We start from the raw sequence: 13,548 nt of genomic DNA, 5'->3' as shown, positions 1-13,548 counted from the left end.
CCGAGGGTGCCGGTTTTTTTGCTTATGGCTGATGGCTGGCGTCACTGGTCGATGGCTGGGGGGCCGCCCATGCGGTGGCGGAGGGACTGTTCTCCATCACCTGATACCAGTCGAGCTTGCGAGTCAGCCCCATGACCAGCGCCAGGGTGGCGAACAGCAGCAGGGCGCCGAGCAACAGGGCTGTCTCCTCGGCCTGCAGCAGCCCGAACAGGATGGCGTAGACCAGCCCCAGCAGGGCGGCGAATCCCATGCCCTGTTTTAGGCCGCCCAGCACATGGCTCAGGTAGAAGCCGTTGAGGGCCACACTGGCCAGGGCGGCAATGAGATAGGCCCAGGCAAAGCCGAGATGCTCGGTCAGCGCCAGCAGCACCAGATAGAAGATGGCCAGCCCCATGCCCACCAGCGCGTACTGGATGGGGTGTACCCGCAGCCCCTTGAGCAGCTCGAACATGAAGAAGCTGATGAAGGTGAGGCCGATGAACAGCAGGGCATATTTGGCGGCCCGCTCGTTCAGCTGATAGTGATCCACCGGTTGCACCAGGCTGACGCTGAATGACGGCAGTTTGGTGCCCGCTCCCTTCATCATGCGGTTGAAGCGGCTCTCCATGTCGGTGGCGAACCAGCTGGTCTGCCAGCTTGCCTCGAACCCTTGATCCGCAAGGGTGCGTTCACCGGGCAGAAAGTCGCCGAGAAAATTGGGATGGGGCCAGTTGCCGCTCAGGTGAAACCGGCTGTCCTGTCCGAGCGGCACCACTTCCAGCGCGTTCATGCCCTGCAGATCCAGCTCGATGTGAAAGCGGCCATCTTCGTCTGGCAAGGCGTCGAGCGGGGCATGGATCCCCACTCGCCCGTCCCCCAGCTGGGCACCAGGGGCAAACGGGATGCGTTGCTCTCCCCATTGCAGTTCGGGTACGCGGCTGATGCCCCGGGCATCGGAGAGGATCAGGCTGAGATAGGGTTTGCCCGGCACCAGGGCGGGATCCGCCGGGTCGAAGCTCAGGTTCGGGTTGCCGGCCACCAGCCCCTTGTCAGCCAGGCTGGTGGGCATCAGGCCGGAGAGGGAGAGGCGACTGTGATAAATCTGGGCCTGATAGATGCCGAGCTTGCGCGGGGTCACCTCCATGCTGGCCCGCACGTCCAGCCTCTGGGGCAGCAGGTAGCGATAGACCTGCTCCTTGCGCACGAAATGTTTGCCATCCTGCTCGACGGTGACGGCCCGGGTATAGGGCTGCACCAGTACGGGCCCCATCAGGCGCTGAGGCCCGCTGTGGCTGGCCATGATGCTGTGAATGGCCTGATTGCGATAGGCCTGGCGCTCCCGATTCAGCTCCATGATGGCGTGAACCGGGATCATCATCAGCAGGCAGAGCAACAGCAGCAGGGCGATCTTGTGGGTGAAAATCTGTTTGACCATGACACGTCTCCTTGTTGTTGAACGGGAGTGTGCCGGGGTCGCGTGAAGGGAGGATGGGGCAGTGTGAAGTGGTGGTGAAGGGGGATAAAAAAACCGGCGCCAGGCGCCGGTGTTGCTGGCATCAGAGTGTCTTCAACCGGGCCGGCAGGGCGGCGAACACCTCCTCCCTGGCCCTGAGGGAAGCGAACTGCTTGCCCGGCTTCTGGATAACGGTGTGGACGAAGATGAGCGTCTTGTCCTGTTTGCTGGCCCAGCCGACGAACCAGCCGATCTGCTGCTCCCTGTCCAGGCTGCCATCCAGCAGCTTGGGGTAACCCATGCCGGTCTTGCCGTGGATCTGCCAACCGTCGATGTCGGGCTGACGCATCAGGTTGGCGGTATGGCGCAGGGTCTTGGCGGAGACCGGCAGCTTGCCGCTCACCATTTTCCCAAGGAAGCGGGCTTGCTCCTGGGGGCTGATGGCGAGGCTGGCGCTGAGCCAGGCCTGGGTCAGACCGTCGTGCTTGCCCGGGTTGCCTTCGAGATCCCGGTTGCCGTAGTCGAAGCTGTCCACGTAGTGCTGGAAGCGAGCCTCTCCCAGCCACTCGGTGAGGCGCTGCGAGTACCAGATGACCGAGAATTGCATCCAGCTGCTCGGGGTGGTGGTCTGTTTCCACTCCGGCAGGAAATCAGGATCACCGGCCTTGAACGGCAGGGCCGGCAGTTGTTCATCCACCAGGAAGCCGCTGTCATAGCCCATCAGTGCCAGCGGGATCTTGAAGGTGGAGGCCGGGGTCAACTGGGCGGCACAGTCCCCCTGGGTGCTGACGGGTTTGCCGGTTCCATCGGCAAACAGCATGCAGCCAGAAGCGGCGCTGGCAGGCAGTGCACAGAAGAGGCCGGCGGCAAGCAGACCGGACAACAGCATACGGGGCATATCTATCTCCTTGATTAATATGAATGCGCATCGATGGGGAAGGTCGTCATCGAGGAGGTGCAGCTTAGCCCGGCTCTGTGTGCTTGGTGTGAAGTGTCCTCAGTTGCCGGGCAGCCAGAGTGTGGCCAGCACCCCCCCATCCGGCTGATTGGCAAGAGCAAGATGGCCGCCATGCTGGCGTGCCACCTCCATGGCAAAACTGAGCCCGAGGCCGCTGCTTTTTCCCTTGTCTGGCCTTGGCAGGGAGTAGAAACGCTCGAAAATCCTGGGCAGCGCAAAGTCGGGAATGCCTGGCCCCTGATCCCGCACCCGGAAGCAATAACCCCCCTCCTCCATGGCGCCGCTCAGCACCAGGGTGCTGCCGGCGGGGGCGAAATCGAGGGCGTTGTCCAGCAGGTTGCCAAGGGCCTGCTCCACCAGCAGGGGATCCCACTTCTGCTTCTGACCTTCCCCCAGCTCGGCGTGCAGGGCGATCTGGCGGCGCTGGGCCTGGATCTGGCGGGCGTCGAGCACCCGTCTGCCCAGCCGGGCCGGCTCAACGGATTGTCTGTCCAGCCCCTGCCCTGATTCGAGGCGGGCGAGTTGCAGCATGCGTTCGATCAGCTGCTGCATGCGGGCCGTCTCCAGATTGATGTTGCCGATGAAGCGTGCGGCCACCTCCGGCGGCGGCGCCTCGGCCAGGATCTCCCCCGCCCCGCGAATGGCCGCCAGCGGGCTTTTGAGCTCGTGGGTCAGGCTGTGGACATAGGCCTCGATATAGGCCTTGCCGTCCAGTTGGCGGCGCATGGTCTCCAGGGAGTGGCCTAGCCTGTCCAGTTCGGGGCTGTAGAGGCGCGGCAGGCTGGCGGGCTGACCCTGGCTGATTGCATCCGCATAGTGCACCAGCTTGCCGATGGCGCGGTTGAGCCACCACACCAGCAAGGCGCCGATGAGCAGCGAGATGAACAGCAGCAGGGCCGCCCCTTTCAGCAACTGCTGTTCGCTGCGCTCTATCATGGGCTGCAGGGTGCTGTTGGGCTTGGCGACGGTGAGGGAGCCGATGATCTCGGCCCCTTCCCGCAGCGGAGCTGCCACATACATGGTCGAGCTGGCAGCATCGTCGGGGTCGCTGCGGGTGCTGCGGGCGCCATATTCGCCACGCAGGGTCAGGTAGACGTCGTTCCAGCGCGAGTAGTCCTTGCCCAGATCCACCCCGTCCGAGTCGTAGACCACCCTGCCCTTCGCGTCGGTCACATAGATGCGGTACTCCGCCTGCTGCTTGAGGTGGCCATCGATGAGGGCATTGATGGGACTCTGGTTGAGGCGGGCGAAGGCGCTGGCCAGCCGGCCATTCGCCATCTTTCCTTCCTGCATGTCGTCCAGGGCCAGGGGGGCCAGCATCTGGGCCATGTCCACCAGGGTATCTTCGGTGGCGCTGCGTACCCCGGGCTTGATCTCCTCGACGAAGATCTCCAGCACGAACCAGGCGGCCAGGGCGAAGATCAGCACCAGGCCGCACAGCAGTTGCAATCCGATTCTCATCTCATCCCCCTACCGATGCCCGGCCACCCTGAGTTCATGCCAGCTCCAGACTGTAGCCCAGCCCGCGGTGTGTCAGGATCAGGTTGGCGTCAGGGTCCCGCTCCCGCAGCTTGGCTCTCAGGGTCTTGATGTGGGTGTCGACGGTGCGATCCAGACTCTCTTCCGCATCCTGCCACACCAGATCCATCAGCTGCTGGCGGGAGTAGACCCGACCCGGCGCCAGCATCAGGGTCTTGAGCAGCAGGTACTCATAGCGGGTGAGCGTCAGGGGCTGGCCCAGGAAGCAGATTCGTGCCCGCTCCTCGTCCAGGGCGAGTGGCTGTATCGGCTGGTAGGGGGCGGGCTGGCTGCGGCGCAGGATGACCCGCACCCGGGCGCATACCTCACGGGGCGAGAAAGGTTTGGCCACATAGTCGTCTGCCCCTATCTCCAGCCCGATCAGCCTGTCTATCTCCTCGCTGCGGGCGGTGAGAAACATCAGGGGAATATCGGTCAGTGCCCGCACCCGCTTGCACAGTTCGAAACCGCTGATGTCCGGCAGCCCCACATCCAGGATCAAAAAATCCGGTCGCGTCTGTTCCAGTCGCGCCAGCAACGGCTGACCGAGGGGAAACCACTCCACCTCGAAACCATCGGTCTGCAGGGCATAGATCAGGGTATCGGCAATGCTGGCTTCATCTTCCACCAGCCAGATGAGTCGTTTTTGCATGGCGTCCTCGTCGCAAATCGGCTCCTCATTCTGGCATCGAACCAAATCGGATCCTATTTGCCGTTTGATTTTTCCCGAAAAGGCATTAATATTTCGCCATTCTTTCGAATCGAAACTTAAAGATGACCAAACGCAACACACAGCAGCGCCGTCACACCATAGTGAGTCTGGTGCAGGAGCAGGGGGAAGTCAGCGTCGATGCCCTGGCCAAACACTTCGCCACTTCCGAGGTGACCATCCGCAAGGATCTGGCGGTGCTGGAGACCGGTGGCCTGTTGCTGCGTCGCTACGGCGGTGCCGTTCCCCTCCCCAGCGAGATGGTGGTGGACAGCAACCCGGAACAAGTTTCGAATCGAAAGCTGGCCATTGCCCGCGCCGCCGCCGAGCGGATCCGCGATCACAACCGCGTCATCATCGACAGCGGCAGCACCACCAGCGCCATGATCCCCATGCTGGGCAACAAGCGCGGCCTCATCGTCATGACCAACTCCCTCAATGTGGCCGGTGCCCTGCGCGAGCTGGAAAACGAGCCCACCCTGCTGATGACTGGCGGGACCTGGGATCCCCATTCCGAATCATTCCAGGGTCAGGTGGCGGAGCAGGTGCTGCGCTCCTATGACTTCGACCAGCTCTTCATCGGTGCCGATGGCATCGACCCGGAGCGGGGCACCACCACCTTCAACGAGCTGGTGGGCCTCTCCCGGGTCATGGCCGAAGTGTCACGGGAGGTCATCGTCATGGTGGAGTCGGAAAAGATCGGCCGAAAGATCCCCAATCTCGAGCTGCCCTGGTCCGGCATCCATACCCTGGTGACCGACGAGGGGCTGAGCAATGCGGCCAGAGAACAGATTCAGGCCAGGGGGATCACGCTGATTTGCGCTCCCGTGGCCGTGTGATTTGAACAAACCATTATCCAACCGAATTAACGTCTTACGTTTCAAGGAGAAGTCTATGTGTGGCATCGTCGGGGCCGTCGCCCAACGTGATGTGGCTGAAATCCTGGTAGAGGGTCTGCGCCGTCTGGAATACCGTGGCTACGATTCGGCCGGTGTCGCCGTGTTCAGCGCCAACCAGCCGCTGCAGCGGGTACGTCGCCTCGGCAAGGTGGCCGAGCTGGCCAAGGCGCTGGAGGAGCAGTCCGTCCACGGTGGTACCGGCATTGCCCACACCCGCTGGGCTACCCATGGCGAGCCGTCCGAGCGCAATGCTCACCCCCACGTCTCCGAGCATATCGTGGTGGTGCACAACGGCATCATCGAGAACCACGAAGAGCTGCGGGAAGAGTTGAAGGCGCTGGGCTATGTCTTCAGCTCCGACACCGACACCGAAGTGATCGCCCACCTGGTGCACCACGAGCTGAAATCCGCCCCCAGCCTGCTGGCGGCCATGCAGGTAGCGGTGAAGCAGCTGCGCGGCGCCTACGGCACAGTCGTGATGGACAGCCGTGACGACAGCCGCGTGGTGGTGGCCCGTTCCGGCTCCCCCCTGGTGATCGGCCGCGGCATCGGCGAGAACTTCATCGCCTCCGACCAGATGGCCCTGCTGCCGGTGACCCGCCGCTTCATCTTCCTGGAGGAGGGCGATGTGGCCGAAGTGACCCGCCGCGACGTGCACATCTTCGATACCCACGGCGAGGCCGTGGTGCGCGAAGAGCTGGAGTCCGAGCTCTCCCACGATGCCGGTGACAAGGGCGAATACCGACACTACATGCTCAAGGAGATCTACGAGCAGCCCAAGGCCATCACCAACACCCTGGAAGGCCGCCTGGGCAGCGATCACGTGGTGGTCGAGTCCTTCGGCAACGGCGCCCGCGCCATTTTCGACAAGGTCGAGCACGTCCAGATCGTCGCCTGCGGCACCTCCTACAACTCCGGCATGGTGGCCCGCTACTGGTTTGAAGAGATCGCCGGCGTCTCCTGCGACGTGGAGATCGCCTCCGAGTTCCGCTACCGCAAGTCCGTGGTGCGCCCCAACAGCCTGCTGGTGACTCTTTCCCAGAGCGGAGAAACCGCCGATACCCTGGCCGCCCTGCGGTTGGCCAAGGAGTCCGGTTACATGAGCTCCCTGGCCATCTGCAACGTACCGGGCTCCTCCCTGGTGCGCGAATCCGACCTGGCCTTCATGACACGTGCGGGGGCAGAAATCGGGGTGGCGTCCACCAAGGCGTTCACCACCCAGCTGGCTGGTCTGCTGATGCTGGTGGCCTCAGTCGGTCACTGCCGTGGCAACCTGAGCGCCGCCGCCGAGGCCGAACTGGTCAAGGCGCTGCAAGCCCTGCCTGTGCGCATCAAGGAGAGCCTGGCCCTGGCCAAGCAGATCGAGACTCTGGCCGAAGAGTTTGCCGACAAGCACCATAGCCTGTTCCTCGGTCGTGGCAGCCAGTACCCCATCGCCATGGAAGGGGCGCTCAAACTCAAGGAGATCTCCTACATCCACGCCGAGGCCTATGCCGCCGGTGAGTTGAAGCATGGCCCGCTGGCGCTGATCGATGCCGAGATGCCCATCATCGTCGTGGCGCCGAACAACGATCTGCTGGAGAAGCTCAAGTCCAACGTGGAAGAGGTGCGTGCCCGTGGCGGGATCCTCTATGTGTTCGCCGATGCGGACGCCGGTTTCAAGAGCGACGAGACCATGCGGGTGATGAGCCTGAACCACGTGGAAGAGATGATCGCGCCGATCGTCTATACCGTGCCGCTGCAGCTGCTCTCCTACCACGTCGCCCTCATCAAGGGCACCGACGTGGATCAGCCACGCAACCTGGCCAAATCCGTGACTGTGGAATAAGCCGTCGCCGGAAATGAAAAAAGAGCCGCATTGCGGCTCTTTTGGTTTTGGCAAAACAGGCTACGACAGCCGCAGGTTGGTTATGGTCACGTCGTCCAGGGAAGGCACAATGATGCCGCTGGAGATGCTCTTGGCAATCGCCTGGTTGCGGTTGCGCGAGTCCGTCTTGTTGGTGACCTGATTGAGGTGGAAGTTCACGGTTCGCTCGCTGATGCCGAGGATGGTGGCGATCTCCCAGGAGGTCTTGCCCTCGCTGGCCCAGAACAGGCACTCCTTCTCCCGATCCGACAGCTCGGCCAGGTATTTCATCAGGTCTGGCCTGGCCTTGATGAGGGTCAGGGCCGAGTTGAAGATGTAGCTGGCGCAGAATGACAGCAGGGGAACGTTTTCAAACATCAGATCGGAATTGGACTTCTCCTTGCTGATGAAAGAGAGGATGCCGTGTTCCCCCTGAGGTGTGTGCAGCGGGAAGGAGACGCCGTTCCTCACCCCGAAGTCGGCGGCGAGGTTCATCACCTCCCTGCTGGCGCTGGGCAACCAGGGGGCATCGCAATCGAGCTTGTTCCAGAAGATGGGCTGGGTCTGCTTCAGTCCCAGGAAGACGACCGGATCCTGGGTCAGGTAGTGCCGTTCCGAATAGGCATCAAACCAGCTGGTGGGGCAGTTGTTGAACAAGGCCACATGGGATTTCTGCATGCTGATGGGGAAAATAATCAGCAAACGGAAGTAATCAAACCCCATCTGATGACTGAAGCGCTCCAGTTGTTGCTGGATCTCGCTGGTCTTCTTCGCCTTGGTGAACCGATCTATGTGTTCCCAGATCGCATCGTTAAACATGTAAGTCTCCTTTTTCGATCACTTATCTTGCTGATCGAAAAGACATTTTTTAGTTATTTAAAATGGTGTTGCGACTACCAACGCCAGTTATTCCCGTACTTGTCTAAAAAGTATCCTGTTTTTTCGGCCAGAGGCCAAGAAAATCATCTGATTGCCAGTGACCCTACTCTTTGAGACAATGAGAATAGTTATCATTGTTAAGATTTATATCATGAACAAGTTTTGGGGTCTGGCCTTGTTACCCATGGCCGTTCATTGCGTCGTGTCCGCCGAAGAGGTGGTTGCGCCAGCATTGAAGAACAGTATCGCCGATGGGAAAGCCTCCCAGCTGCGTGTGGAGAAAGCCGCCGATGGCGCCGTCGCCGCCAGGATTGAGCTGCAAAATGCCCAACTACAACTGCGGGATCTGGAAGCCTACAACCGCTACATGCAGTCTCTGGTGGCCGATCAGCAAAACGAGCTTGGCAAGCTGAACCAGCAGTTGGAGGCGGTACAGGAGACCAGACAGGGGCTTGTCCCCCTGATGCTGCAGATGCAAGCCGATCTGGAACAGCTGGTACAGGATGACATCCCGCTGCGCAGGGAGGATCGTCTGGCGCGGGTTGCTGCCTTGAAAGCGACGCTGGCCAGAGCCGATGTGAGCGAGGCGGAGAAGTTCCGCCAGCTATTGCAGGCCTATCAGATTGAAGCCGAATACGGCAGCAGGCTGGACCATTATTCCGCCGAGCTGGTGCTGGATGGCGCACCGCGCCGGGTCGACGTGCTGGCACTGGGCCGGGTCTCCCTGCTGGCGATGACCGCCGATCGCTCCCAGGCGTGGCGCTGGTCTGCCGAGCACAAGCAGTGGCAAGCCCTCGACGGCCAGTGGCTCTCCCCCATCGCCGAGGCGTTGGAAATGGCTGCCGACAAGAAAGTTCCCCAGTTGTTGAATGTCCCCCTCTCCGTCAGCCGTGGTCAGGAGGCCCAGTCATGAGCGTCACCATGAAGTGGTTACCCCTTGCCCTCGCCCTCTCTCTGGGCTCCACAGCTGCCGTGGCCGAGGAAGCCTGGCAGCAGCAGGAACAGGCCCGTGAGCAGAAGGCTCAGCAGGATCTGGCATCGGTCTCCAGGGAGCTGAGCACTGCCCGTGCCAAGCTGGCCGAGGCCCAGCGCCTGAGCAAGGAGCTGGCCAGTCAGTTCGCGGCCAATGAAAAGCAGCTGGTGGAGCTCAATACCCAGTGGGATCAAGCATCCGGCGACATGAACGACATCTTTGCGGTCACCCGTCAGGGCGCCAGCGATGCGGTCAAGTTGCTGAGCGAATCCGCCGTCGAGGGCCAGTATCCTGATCGTCTCGCCCCGCTGAAAACCATGGCACAGGATAAACAGGTGCCGGATCGCGCCGCCCTTGCCCTGCTGCCAGCCACCTTGCTGCAGGAGATCCGCGAATCGGGCCGGGTTGCCCAGTTCAACGGCAAGGTGCTCGATGCCCAGGGCGTTGCCAGCGAGCAGACGTTGACCCGGATCGGCAGCTTCGCCCTGCTGGGCGATGCTGGTTTCTTGCAACCGGGGGCCGAAGGCCTGAGTCCGGTGCTGGGCCTGCCAGGCAGCGTGCTTTCCGCTGTGGCCGCTTATCAGGGTCAGGAGGGAGAAGCGTTGCCGCTGGATCCCTCCCACGGTGTTCTGCTCGATATGCTGGCCCAGGCGCCCACCTTCTGGCAGCAAGTCCAGCAGGGCGGCCAGGTCGGCGCCATCATCGTGCTGCTGGCCGCCATCGGCCTGGGGATCGCTGGAGTACGGTTGTGGAGCCTCTCCCGCGAACTGGGTCGGGTTCGTCGCCAGCTCAAGAGCGGTGAATATCATGCCGACAACGCCCTCGGCCGGGTGCTGACGGTGGCTGACAAGCATCCAGAACTGAGCATGGAGACCCTCGAACTGCGTCTGGATGAGGCGATCCTGCAGGAGACCCCTCGCCTGGAGCGCGGCATCGGCATGGTCAAGGTGATCGCGGCCATCGCCCCCATGCTGGGTCTGCTCGGGACAGTGACCGGTATGATCGGCACCTTCCAGGCCATCACCCAATTCGGTACCGGCGATCCCAAGATCATGGCGGGCGGCATCTCCATGGCCCTGGTCACCACGGTGCAGGGTCTGGTAGCGGCCATTCCGCTGATCCTGGCCCACAGCCTGTTGCAGTCCCGTTTCACCGAGCTCTCCAACGTGCTGGAACAGCAGGTGGCCGGGATCCTGGCCGAGCGGGCCGAAAGCAATGGTGACAGGGTGGAGCGGGTAGCATGATGCTCGACATCTGGCAGCAGTTGCAGAGCTTCATGGGCCGTGGCGGCCCGGTGCTCTGGGTCATTCTGGCCTTGCTGGTGCTGATGTGGATTCTGATGATCGAGCGGCTGCTCTACCTCAACCTGGGGTTTGCACCGTTGCAGCGTGAGCTGCTGGGCCGCTGGCAGGCGCGTCGCGAGCGTCACAGCTGGCACGCTCGCGCGATTCGCGGGCGCTGGCTGGCAGAAGTGGAGCTGGCGCTCAACCGTCATCTGATCTTCATCCGCACCCTGGTGGTGCTCTGCCCCATGCTGGGGTTGCTGGGTACAGTGACCGGCATGATAGGCGTATTCGATGCGCTGGCTGCGGCCAACCGCTTTAACCCGGAGAGCATGGCGGGCGGGATCTCCCGCGCCACCATCCCCACCATGGCAGGCATGGTGGTGGCCCTCTCCGGCGTGTTGTTACTTAGCCGGCTCGAGAGTCAGGCCAAGCGTGCGCTGGCCAAGACCCGGGACGGCCTGCGAGAAGAGAAGGTAATGCAATGAGACGGCAATCCAAACGCCAGCGCGATGAAGTGCAGATCGACATGACCCCCATGCTGGATATCGTCTTCATCATGCTGATCTTCTTCATCGTGACCACCTCCTTCGTGCGCGAAGCCGGGCTTGAGGTACACAGACCCCAGGCCAGCCAGGCCAAGGCGCAGAAATCGTCCAGCATCATGCTGGCGATCGGCGCTCAGGGGCAGATCTTCCTCGACCGCAAACAGGTGGATGTGGAGCGGGTGCAGGCCACCCTCGCCCGACTGTTGGCGGAGCAGCCCGAGGCAAGCCTGGTGATCCAGGCCGATGAACGGGTACCCCACGGCAAGGTGGTGCGGGTGATGGATGAAGCCAAGGCGGCAGGCATCGCCAACATCGCCGTGGCGGTGGCACCGAAATGAAACACAAGTTGATGAGCCTGGGACTGGGGATCACCCTCAGTCTGGGCATCCTGTTGTTCATGGCCACCCTGGTGGAGCCGCCCGGAGGAGAGAAGGCGACCACAGAGCAGAAATCCATCGTCATCAACATGCAGAACGAGGTGACCGAGGTACAGGTGCGTGAGCGGCCGGTACCCCAGGAGCCGGAACCCTTGCCGGAGCCGCCTGCCGCGCTGGCTTCGACACCGATGCCCATGCCGGCGGCGGCTCCGCTGCCTTCGGTACAGCCGAGCCTGGATCTGGTCTCGACCCTGAGTGCGGTACAGGTCTCTGCCCCTGGCGTGGCGACCAGTCCCACTCCGGTCGCGAGCGGCAATTTCCATGGTCAGCAGCAGGGTACCGGGATCGGTGCCGGCGACATGCTGATGCCACTGCAACGGGTTGAGCCCGTTTATCCCTACCGGGCCCAGCAGGCCGGCATCGAGGGGTCCGTGACCTTGCGTTTCAGCGTCGATGCCGACGGCCGGGTACAGGATGTGGAGGTTGTCGAGGCCAAGCCGAAGCGCCAGTTCGAGCGAGCGGCCATTCAGGCGATCAACAAGTGGCGCTATCAGCCTAGGCCGGGCGCCACCGACAAGCTGGTGCAAGTCATCACGCTCAAATTCAAATTGGAGTCATAACCATGTTGCGGATCTGGATCTGTCTGCTGGCCCTGGTCAGCCAAGCCTGTCTGGCGATGGAGGTGAGCCCTCATTTCTCCCGCCAGCTGGAGCCCGTGATGAAGCTCTATCAATCTGGCCAGTGGCAACAGGCCCAGAGCAAGGCGGCTGTGCTCAAACCCGGTTCCGAGGCTGAGCACGCCTGGCTGGCGCAGTTACAGGCCTCTCTGGCCGCCAACCTGCAGCAGACCGCACAGGCGAGTCGCTACGTGGAGCAGGCTCTTGCCTATAAAGAGTGGCCAGAGCAGCAACGACTTCAGTTGTTGCGTCTGCGAGGGGATATCCAGGCCCAGCAATCCAACTGGCCCGGCGCCATCGCCAGCTACAAGGCCGCATTGGCCATCAAGGCTGACGATGCCTTGCGTCTGCGCTTGGCTGGCCTCTATTACCACAACAAGCAGTACGGCGAGGCAGCCAGCCAGAGTGAACAACTGTTGAAGAAAAGCTGGCAGAAGCAGGCAACCATCATCCGCCTCTCCTCCCTCACTGCATTGCAGCGTTACGGCGTGGCTGCGGATCAGGCCGAAGAGTTGATCCGCCGCGAGCCAAAAGAGAGCAAGTGGTGGCAGCAGGCTGTGTCGCTCAATCTCTCCGCCAAGCGTGGTGATCGAGCGCTTGCACTGCTGCAAACTGCCATCGACCGTCAACTGATGGATGATGCCGCCGCCCGCAACCAGCTAATCCGCCTGTATGCCTGGCAGGGACTGCCCTATCGCGGTGCGCGTCTGCTGGAGTCTGCCATGGCCAAGGGACAGATGAAGCAGAGCGCAGAGAATCGCCAATTGCTGGCCCAGTTGTGGGAAGGGGCACGTGAGTGGCCGAAGGCTGTGGACAGCTGGCAACTGCTTGCCCGGGAACATGCTCACCCCAAGGCCGCCATGCGTGCCGCCGAACTGCTGCTGCAACAGGGCAAGACGGATGCCGCCATGACCCAGCTCGCGGCCATCAAGTCAGTGAAGGGAGAGCAGGGCAACAGAGCCAAGGCCCTGCTGGTGCAGGCACACCTCAATAAAGAACAATATGCTCAGGCGCTGGTGTTGGCTCGCGAGCTGCAACAGCAGAACAACTGGCAAGACAGGGCGACCAGCTGGGTCAACTACATTCAGGCCCAGACTGACGGTATGAACAAAAAATCGGCATGAAACTGGGGTAAACTCTCATTTCATGGGGTTTAGCCTGCTTTTTCAGCAAACGAGCGCATTTTTACAAAAAGCCCTTGTCATCGCGGCGCGGCTCCCTATAATGCGCCCCTACCAGCACGGCGGAACACGCCAACCTGATGAGCCAGCTTCCTAGCGAAGTGGGCGCCGAAAGAAAAGCGAAAACAACCGCTTGACTTTCGAAGTGAGGCGCGTAAGATGCGCCTCCTAAGCGCGATAAGCGTGACGCTCTTTAACAATTTGAATCAAGCAATCTGTGTGGGCACTCACAGCATCGAGCATCAAAAACAATTTTTGATTTTCAATG

Annotated in this window: 13 protein-coding genes; 8 read left to right on the top strand and 5 right to left on the bottom strand. The window is 61.8% G+C overall.

Features of this window, described 5'->3' with window-relative positions; genetic code table 11:
- Nucleotides 1-22: 22 nt before the first annotated feature.
- The 4 genes from creD to blrA all read right to left on the bottom strand — a co-directional run bounded on the left by creD (nt 23) and on the right by blrA (nt 4,560).
- Nucleotides 23-1,414: a cell envelope integrity protein CreD gene (creD, locus tag AB5Y59_RS04020; protein WP_324046300.1), complete on the bottom strand. Its 1,392-nt coding sequence runs from the start codon at nt 1,412-1,414 to the stop codon at nt 23-25.
- A 121-nt stretch (nt 1,415-1,535) separates the two neighbouring features.
- Nucleotides 1,536-2,330 carry a class D beta-lactamase OXA-1161 gene (locus AB5Y59_RS04015; protein ID WP_151027527.1) on the bottom strand — a complete coding sequence of 265 codons (795 nt, stop codon included), beginning with the start codon at nt 2,328-2,330 and terminating at the stop codon, nt 1,536-1,538.
- A 99-nt stretch (nt 2,331-2,429) separates the two neighbouring features.
- Nucleotides 2,430-3,851, bottom strand: coding sequence for a beta-lactam sensor histidine kinase BlrB (gene blrB / locus AB5Y59_RS04010; protein WP_069651571.1), 1,422 nt, complete (start codon nt 3,849-3,851; stop codon nt 2,430-2,432).
- A gap of 34 nt (nt 3,852-3,885) precedes the next feature.
- Nucleotides 3,886-4,560 carry a beta-lactam response regulator transcription factor BlrA gene (gene blrA / locus AB5Y59_RS04005; RefSeq protein ID WP_041212060.1) on the bottom strand — a complete coding sequence of 225 codons (675 nt, stop codon included), beginning with the start codon at nt 4,558-4,560 and terminating at the stop codon, nt 3,886-3,888.
- A 122-nt stretch (nt 4,561-4,682) separates the two neighbouring features.
- Here blrA and AB5Y59_RS04000 point away from each other — a divergent pair, with 122 nt between their 5' ends.
- Nucleotides 4,683-5,456, top strand: a complete 774-nt coding sequence (locus AB5Y59_RS04000; protein ID WP_010672253.1) for a DeoR/GlpR family DNA-binding transcription regulator — start codon at nt 4,683-4,685, stop codon at nt 5,454-5,456.
- A 55-nt stretch (nt 5,457-5,511) separates the two neighbouring features.
- Nucleotides 5,512-7,344: a glutamine--fructose-6-phosphate transaminase (isomerizing) gene (gene glmS / locus AB5Y59_RS03995; protein WP_010672252.1), complete on the top strand. Its 1,833-nt coding sequence runs from the start codon at nt 5,512-5,514 to the stop codon at nt 7,342-7,344.
- Between the two features lie 60 nt (nt 7,345-7,404).
- On the opposite strand, the gene AB5Y59_RS03990 is transcribed toward glmS, so the two are convergent.
- Entirely contained in the window at nt 7,405-8,181 is a 777-nt protein-coding gene (locus AB5Y59_RS03990; protein WP_010672236.1) for a LuxR family transcriptional regulator, read from the bottom strand.
- A gap of 211 nt (nt 8,182-8,392) precedes the next feature.
- On the opposite strand from AB5Y59_RS03990, the gene AB5Y59_RS03985 reads away from it, so the two are divergent.
- From AB5Y59_RS03985 to AB5Y59_RS03960, 6 genes are read left to right on the top strand one after another with little or no spacing between them, the layout of a single operon-like run.
- Nucleotides 8,393-9,154 (top strand): DUF3450 domain-containing protein, encoded by a 762-nt coding sequence (locus AB5Y59_RS03985; protein WP_041212057.1) that lies wholly within the window; start codon nt 8,393-8,395, stop codon nt 9,152-9,154.
- Nucleotides 9,151-10,458 (top strand): MotA/TolQ/ExbB proton channel family protein, encoded by a 1,308-nt coding sequence (locus tag AB5Y59_RS03980; protein WP_368211509.1) that lies wholly within the window; start codon nt 9,151-9,153, stop codon nt 10,456-10,458. Before AB5Y59_RS03985 ends, AB5Y59_RS03980 begins: the two co-directional genes overlap by 4 nt.
- Nucleotides 10,455-10,985 carry a MotA/TolQ/ExbB proton channel family protein gene (locus AB5Y59_RS03975; RefSeq protein ID WP_010672233.1) on the top strand — a complete coding sequence of 177 codons (531 nt, stop codon included), beginning with the start codon at nt 10,455-10,457 and terminating at the stop codon, nt 10,983-10,985. The genes AB5Y59_RS03980 and AB5Y59_RS03975 overlap by 4 nt, the downstream gene beginning before the upstream one ends.
- Nucleotides 10,982-11,383, top strand: coding sequence for a biopolymer transporter ExbD (locus AB5Y59_RS03970; protein WP_010672232.1), 402 nt, complete (start codon nt 10,982-10,984; stop codon nt 11,381-11,383). Before AB5Y59_RS03975 ends, AB5Y59_RS03970 begins: the two co-directional genes overlap by 4 nt.
- Nucleotides 11,380-12,042 carry an energy transducer TonB gene (locus tag AB5Y59_RS03965; protein WP_069651568.1) on the top strand — a complete coding sequence of 221 codons (663 nt, stop codon included), beginning with the start codon at nt 11,380-11,382 and terminating at the stop codon, nt 12,040-12,042. Before AB5Y59_RS03970 ends, AB5Y59_RS03965 begins: the two co-directional genes overlap by 4 nt.
- A 2-nt stretch (nt 12,043-12,044) precedes the next feature.
- Entirely contained in the window at nt 12,045-13,223 is a 1,179-nt protein-coding gene (locus AB5Y59_RS03960; RefSeq protein WP_368211508.1) for a hypothetical protein, read from the top strand.
- The last annotated feature ends 325 nt before the right edge of the window (nt 13,224-13,548 follow it).

Source organism: Aeromonas sp. s10, assembly GCF_040907975.1.
Classification (GTDB): Bacteria; Pseudomonadota; Gammaproteobacteria; order Enterobacterales; family Aeromonadaceae; genus Aeromonas; species Aeromonas caviae.
Note: the sequence above shows the minus strand (reverse complement) of the source record. Positions and strands in the feature narration are given on the sequence as shown.

What these genes read in the sequence shown, in the direction of transcription:
- creD (WP_324046300.1), bottom strand. Translation starts at nt 1,414, where the DNA reads ATGGTCAAACAGATTTTCACCCACAAGATCGCCCTGCTGCTGTTGCTC.
- AB5Y59_RS04015 (WP_151027527.1), bottom strand. Translation starts at nt 2,330, where the DNA reads ATGCCCCGTATGCTGTTGTCCGGTCTGCTTGCCGCCGGCCTCTTCTGT.
- blrB (WP_069651571.1), bottom strand. Translation starts at nt 3,851, where the DNA reads ATGAGAATCGGATTGCAACTGCTGTGCGGCCTGGTGCTGATCTTCGCC.
- blrA (WP_041212060.1), bottom strand. Translation starts at nt 4,560, where the DNA reads ATGCAAAAACGACTCATCTGGCTGGTGGAAGATGAAGCCAGCATTGCC.
- AB5Y59_RS04000 (WP_010672253.1), top strand. Translation starts at nt 4,683, where the DNA reads ATGACCAAACGCAACACACAGCAGCGCCGTCACACCATAGTGAGTCTG.
- glmS (WP_010672252.1), top strand. Translation starts at nt 5,512, where the DNA reads ATGTGTGGCATCGTCGGGGCCGTCGCCCAACGTGATGTGGCTGAAATC.
- AB5Y59_RS03990 (WP_010672236.1), bottom strand. Translation starts at nt 8,181, where the DNA reads ATGTTTAACGATGCGATCTGGGAACACATAGATCGGTTCACCAAGGCG.
- AB5Y59_RS03985 (WP_041212057.1), top strand. Translation starts at nt 8,393, where the DNA reads ATGAACAAGTTTTGGGGTCTGGCCTTGTTACCCATGGCCGTTCATTGC.
- AB5Y59_RS03980 (WP_368211509.1), top strand. Translation starts at nt 9,151, where the DNA reads ATGAGCGTCACCATGAAGTGGTTACCCCTTGCCCTCGCCCTCTCTCTG.
- AB5Y59_RS03975 (WP_010672233.1), top strand. Translation starts at nt 10,455, where the DNA reads ATGATGCTCGACATCTGGCAGCAGTTGCAGAGCTTCATGGGCCGTGGC.
- AB5Y59_RS03970 (WP_010672232.1), top strand. Translation starts at nt 10,982, where the DNA reads ATGAGACGGCAATCCAAACGCCAGCGCGATGAAGTGCAGATCGACATG.
- AB5Y59_RS03965 (WP_069651568.1), top strand. Translation starts at nt 11,380, where the DNA reads ATGAAACACAAGTTGATGAGCCTGGGACTGGGGATCACCCTCAGTCTG.
- AB5Y59_RS03960 (WP_368211508.1), top strand. Translation starts at nt 12,045, where the DNA reads ATGTTGCGGATCTGGATCTGTCTGCTGGCCCTGGTCAGCCAAGCCTGT.